Raw genomic sequence first — 5,816 nt, 5'->3', positions numbered from 1 at the left:
CGAGGTCCACGTGGGCCTGCACCGCGCCCGTGGCGGGATCGTAGACGGGCGCCGAGCGCCCCGAGGTGGACGCGCGGGGCGCGCCCGACAGCCAGTGCGTGACGCGCGCGAGCTCGGGCGAGGCGGGATTGTCCTGGGTCTGGGTCATGGGGGTCCTCCGGAGCAGCGGTCAGCTGTCAGTGGTCAGTGATCAGTGGTCGGCGTCCAGTCATCGTGCCGTTGGTGTGAAGACGTCCCGCCTTCAGCTTCCTGCTGAGATCGGAAGGCTGAAGGCTGGCGCCTGTTCTCCCGCGATCATCTCGTCGACGAGGGCGAGCGCCTCCTCGTACACGTCGAGGCCGAGGTCGAGCTCCTCCTTCGTGATGATCAGGGGCGGGCAGCACCACAGCATGTTGAAGCGGCTGAAGGCGTACACGTGCCGGGACTTCAGGTGCGCCGTGAGCCGCGCCATCTCGGGGGAGGTGCCGCCAAAGGGCGCGAGCGGTTCCTTCGTCTCCTTGTCCTTCACGAGCTCCAGCACGCTGAACAGTCCCTTGGAGCGGACGTCCCCGACGCAGCGGAAGCGGTCACGCATGCTCTCCAGCCGGGCGCGCAGGTGCTCCCCGAGCGTCACGACGTTCTCGAAGAGGCGCTCCTCCTCGTACACGGCGAGGTTCGCGACGGCGGCGGCGCAGCTCACGGGGTGCCCGCTGTACGTCAGGCCGCCCCACAGCATGTTCGTCTCGAAGTACCGCGCGATCTCGTCGGAGACGATGACCGCGCCGAGCGGCATGTACCCGCTCGTGAGGCCCTTGGCGCAGGTGACGATGTCGGGCCTGATGCCGTAGTGCTGCGTGGCGAGCCACGTGCCGGTGCGGCCGAAGCCGCTCATCACCTCGTCGTCGATGAGGAGGATGCCGTACCTGTCGCACAGGGCGCGCAGACGCGGGTAGTAGTCGTCGGGCGGCACCAGCAGGCCGTTGCTGCCCGTGATGCCCTCCACCATGATCGCCGCGATCGTGTGCGGCCCCTCCATCTGGATGACCTCCTCGATGTGGGAGACGCACTCACGGCGGCAGGAGTCGGGCGTCTTGCCGAAGGGACAGCGGTAGCAGTACGGATCGAAGACACGCACGACGTTCGGCACGCCCGGCTCCACCGCCCAGCGGCGCGGGTCGCCCGAGGCGGTCATCGCGCCCATCGTCGCGCCGTGATAGCTGCGGTAGCGCGTGATGATCTTGTCGCGGCCCGTGACGAGCCGCGCGATCTTCATGGCGTTCTCGTTCGCCTCGGCCCCGCCGAGGGTGAAGAAGCTCTTCGCGAGGCCCGTGACCTCCGCGAGCTTCCTCCCGAGCTCGCCGCGCGGGGCGGTCGCGAAGCCCGGCCCGGCGAAGCACAGTTCGTCCACCTGCTTCTTGATCGCCTCGATGACGCGCGGGTGCTGGTGCCCCACGTTGAGGTTGATGAGCTGACTGGAGAAGTCCAGCCAGCGGTTCCCTTCCCCGTCGAAGAACCACACGCCCTGCCCGCCCGTCATGTGAATGGGATGGGCGGCGCTCTGCACGGACCACGAGAAGAGGGTGTAGTCGCGGTTGTCGCGGATGACGTCGTCGGTGCCGGTCATGCTGGGAAACCTCCTGTGGGCGTGAGCATCAGCGCGCCTGCGGCGCGGCGAGACGGTCGGTGATCCAGCGCGTCGCGCTCGTGGCGAGCCGGTCGAGCGCGAGGACGCTCAGGACGAGGTGCTCCTCCTTCGTGTCCTCGATCCTGTTGTGGCTGATGCCGCGCAGGCTCTGCACGAACAGCATCACGGTGGGCACGCCCGCGCGCGCCACCTCCGCCGCGTCGTGCAGCGGTCCCGACGGGAGGCGGTGCGACACGCCGCACACCTCGCGGATCGCCTCGTCGCACAGCTCGATCAGCTCGGGGTGGAAGGGCATGGGGTCGATGCGCCACAGGTCACCGAACTCCACGGTGACGCCGCCCTCGTCCGCGAAGCGCCGCGCCGCCGCCCGCGCGTCCTCCCACATCGCCGTGAGGGTCGCGAGGTCGAGGTGCCGCAGGTCGAGGGTGATCTCGCACTCCTCCACGACGCTCGTGACGATGCCGGGCCGCGTCTTCGCGCTGCCGATGGTGCTGACGCCCCCGTGACGGTCCGTGAGGGCGTACACCTCCTGCGCCATCTTCCCCGCCGCGAGCAGCGCGTCGCGGCGGCGGTTCATGGGCGTGCTGCCGCTGTGCGCGGCCTGCCCGCGCCACGTGATCGTGTGGCGCTCCACCCCGAAGGTCCCGAGGACCGCCCCGAGCGGCAGGTCCAGGTCCTCCAGGACGGGGCCCTGCTCGATGTGCAGTTCGAGGTACGCGCGGGCCGCCCTCAGCTCCGCGTGCGCCTCCGGGAGGCGCTCGAAGTCGATGCCCTGCGACGCGAGCGCCTCCGGGAGGGTCACGCCGTCACGGTCGCGCAGGCCGCGCACGCTCTCGAGGTCGAGGGTGCCGCTCGCGGCGCTCGACCCGAGCAGGCTGCGTCCGAAGCGCGCGCCCTCCTCGTCCGCCCAGTCCACCAGCCGGAGCGTGACGGGCGGCGTGCCCTCCTGCGCGGCGCGCCGCATCACCTCCAGGCCCGCGAGGACGTTGAGGCACCCGTCGAGCCAGCCGCCGTTCGGGACGCTGTCCATGTGCCCGCCGATCAGCAGGGCGTCGTCGCGCTCGCCGCGCAGCGTCGCCCAGAGGTTGCCCGCCGGGTCCTGATGGACCTCGACGGGCAGCTCCGCGAGCTTCTCACGCAGCCACGCGCGGGCGCGGGCCCACACGGGCGTGAACGCGACGCGTTGCGCGCCGTGCTCGTCGCCCGTGAGGGCGCGCAGTTCCTTGAGTTCCTCCAGCGTTCTGAGGGGATCGATGGGCACGGGAGTTCCTTTCCGGGAGCGGGGGCCGCGAGCGACGCTCGCGGCCCGGCGGGGCGTACGGTCAGCGGGCGGCCTTCTTGCCGGTCGCCTGCTCCCACACGGAGTAGTCCACGGCGGCCGCGACGGGGTCCTGCTTGAGGATGCCGAGGTCACGCAGCAGCTTCACGTTCGCCCTGTACGTGGCCGGGTCGAGGTAGCCCGCCATGCCCTTCAGGGTGGGCCCGGCGTTGTAGAGCTTGGCGACCTCGGTCATCTGCCACGTCTGGTGACCCTTCGCGTCGGCGCGGGTGCCGCTGCCCTTGCAGGTGTTGCCGCACAGGGGAAGCACGATGCTCACGGCCTCCGGCTGGTTCTTCACGGCGTAGTCCCAGCCCTTCAGGGACGCCCGCACGAGCCGCGCGGCCACCTCGCGGCCCGAGAGGCCGCTGCCGCGGAAGTTCTTCTCGTCGAGGACGCGCTGCGTGGTGAACATCAGGTCCTCGAGGAGGTTCACGCCGAGGTCGGGCATGCGGAACACCTGCAGCTTGCCGAGGTCGTACCCGAGGCCCTGGATCTGGTCGAGCTCGTTGTAGGTCATGGCGCTCACGAGGTCCACCTTGTCCGGGAACACGAGCGCCGGATCGAAGGGGTACGTGACGGCCTGCACGTCGGGCCGCGAGACGGTGGAGTCGAGGCTGCTGGTGAGCTTGTTGCGCTTCAGGAGGGCCACGGCGGGGTACTCGTTGCCGCTGGGCCACACGCCGATGCGTTTGCCCTTGAAGTCCGCGACCTTCGTGATGTTGCTGCTCTTGAGCGCCACGAGGGTGTAGCCGCTCTTCTGGAAGATCTGCGCGATGTGCACGACCGGCAGGCCCTGCTGGCGGGCCGTGAGGAGGTCCGTGATCCAGGTGGTGCCGAAGTCGGCGGTGCCCGTCGCGACGGTCTGGATGGGGCTCTGGTCGCCGATGGGGAGCAGCTGCACGTCGAGACCCTCGGCCTTGTAGAAGCCCTTCTGCTGCGCCACGAAGAACCCCGCGAACTGCGCCTGCGGGAACCACTTGAGCTGGAGCTTCACGGGCACGAGCTTCTGCTGCGCGTCCGCGACTGGGGTGAGGAGCGCGAGGCCGAGACCGACGAGAACGAGGTTCTTCATGTGTTCCTCCGGGGAAGCTGTCAGCGATCAGCCGTCAGCCGTCAGTGATGGGAAGCCTTCAGGGGTGCGCTGTCGGCGGTCGGGGGTGAAGATCAGGCAGGGGTGGTTCCTCGTGGTCGCATGTTCGTCACCTGCCTTCCTCCATGTTCCCGAATCACGCACTGAAAACCGATCGCTGGAGGCTGATTACCGACGGCTGATCGCCGACTCCTGACGGCTGCTCGCGAGGCGGGCTTCGAGCCACGCGACGAGCCCGTAGAACATGATGCCGAGGACGCTCGCGACGACGATGGCGGCCCAGACGACGTCGAGGTTGAAGCGGCCCGCCTCGATCTGGATGCGGAAGCCGAGCCCCTGCCCGGTCGTGCCGAAGAACTCCCCGACGATCGCGCCGATCATCGCGAGGGTCGTGCCGACCTTGAGGGCGTTGAACAGGAAGGGCAGCGACGCGGGCACCCGCACGAGCGCGAAGGTCCGCGCGGGCGGCACGGCGTACGTGCGCATGAGGTCGAGGTGCAGGGGACTGGCGCTCTGGAGGCCCCGGACGACGTTCACGACGACCGGGAAGAGCACGGTGATGCCGACGATGATCGCCTTGGACGTCCACTCCAGCCCGAAGGCCTTCACGACGACTGGCGCGAGCGCGACGATGGGCACGCTGCTGAACAGGCCCGCGTACGGAAGCAGGCCGCGCTCCAGGAAGCGGAAGCGGACGACGGCGAGCGCGAGCAGGATGCCCGCGAGGGCCCCGCCGAGGTACCCGACGAGCGCCTCCTGCGCGAAGGTGACGCGCGCGTCGGAGAGCAGCACGAAACGCGCCTCCCACAGCACGCGCGCCACGCGGCCCGGCGTGGGGATCAGCCCGGCGGGCACGGCGTTCGCGCGCAGCACCGCCTCCACCGCGACGAGCGCGAGGGCGAGCGCGACAAGGGAGGGCGTGAGGCCCCGCGTGCGCGCCGCGACGCCCCCGACGCCCAGAGCGCCCGCTAGCACGCCCAGCGCGACGAGCGCGAGCGCGAGGGCGCGGGCGCCGTGCCAGACGGCGCCCTCCGCCTCGTACGGCAACACCAAGCGCACCGCGAGCGCGAGCAGCAGCCCCGAGGCCGCCACCAGGGCCCAGCCCAGCGCGACGCCCTGCGCGGGCCGCGCGGCGCGCGTCAGTCCTGCGGCGCGGGTCGCCACGGCGTCACCACCCTCTCCAGGAGTCCGACGAGCGCGACGAGCGCGATGCCGAGCGCCGCGCCCCAGATCATGATCACCCACAGCGCCACCGTGTCGGACGCGCGGGAGTTCTCCGCGAGCATCTTCCCGAGGCCGCTGAAGCTGATGGTGCTGATCTCCGCGACGATGCTGCCGATCAGCGCGGCGGTCGCGGCGACCTTGAGGGACGTGAACAGGAAGGGCAGCGCGGAGGGCAGTCGCAGCTTGAAGAACACCGCCGCGCCGCCCGCGCGGTAGGTGCGCATCAGGTCCAGCTGGAGGGGGTCGGGACTGCGCAGGCCGCGCGCGACGCCCACGCACACCGGGAAGAACGCGATGTACGCCGCGATGATCGCCTTCGGCACCCAGCCCTGCACGCCGTACTGCCCCAGCATCACGGCCAGCATCGGCGCGAGCGCGATGACGGGCACCATCTGCGACGCGACGAGCCACGGCATGAGGGTCCGCTCGAACGCGCGGCTCACGACGAGCGCGAGCGCGAGGACCACCCCGAGCAGGCTCGCGATCAGGAGGCCCACGAGCGTCTCGCCCGCCGTGACGAGCGCGTTGTACGGCGCGCTCGTCGGCGCGAGCGGCGG

The 5,816-nt window shown here is 70.6% G+C and carries 5 protein-coding genes; all 5 read right to left on the bottom strand.

Annotated features, from left to right (window positions below; all coding sequences use genetic code 11):
- Window positions 1-241: 241 nt before the first annotated feature.
- Window positions 242-1,603 (bottom strand): aminotransferase class III-fold pyridoxal phosphate-dependent enzyme, encoded by a 1,362-nt coding sequence (locus DEIPI_RS29755; RefSeq protein WP_045233955.1) that lies wholly within the window; start codon window positions 1,601-1,603, stop codon window positions 242-244.
- Window positions 1,604-1,631: 28 nt separating this feature from the next.
- Window positions 1,632-2,885 carry a Zn-dependent hydrolase gene (locus DEIPI_RS0108760; protein WP_027481526.1) on the bottom strand — a complete coding sequence of 418 codons (1,254 nt, stop codon included), beginning with the start codon at window positions 2,883-2,885 and terminating at the stop codon, window positions 1,632-1,634.
- A gap of 61 nt (window positions 2,886-2,946) precedes the next feature.
- On the bottom strand, window positions 2,947-4,017 hold the full coding sequence (locus tag DEIPI_RS0108755; RefSeq protein ID WP_027481525.1) for an ABC transporter substrate-binding protein: 1,071 nt from the start codon (window positions 4,015-4,017) through the stop codon (window positions 2,947-2,949).
- A gap of 186 nt (window positions 4,018-4,203) precedes the next feature.
- Window positions 4,204-5,199, bottom strand: a complete 996-nt coding sequence (locus DEIPI_RS0108750; protein WP_027481524.1) for an ABC transporter permease — start codon at window positions 5,197-5,199, stop codon at window positions 4,204-4,206.
- On the bottom strand, window positions 5,175-5,816 hold a 642-nt coding region (locus DEIPI_RS0108745; protein ID WP_027481523.1), incomplete at its 5' end, for an ABC transporter permease. The genes DEIPI_RS0108750 and DEIPI_RS0108745, both read right to left, overlap by 25 nt.

Source organism: Deinococcus pimensis DSM 21231, assembly GCF_000519345.1.
Classification (GTDB): Bacteria; Deinococcota; Deinococci; order Deinococcales; family Deinococcaceae; genus Deinococcus_A; species Deinococcus_A pimensis.
This window is presented reverse-complemented; position numbering and strand designations above follow the sequence as displayed.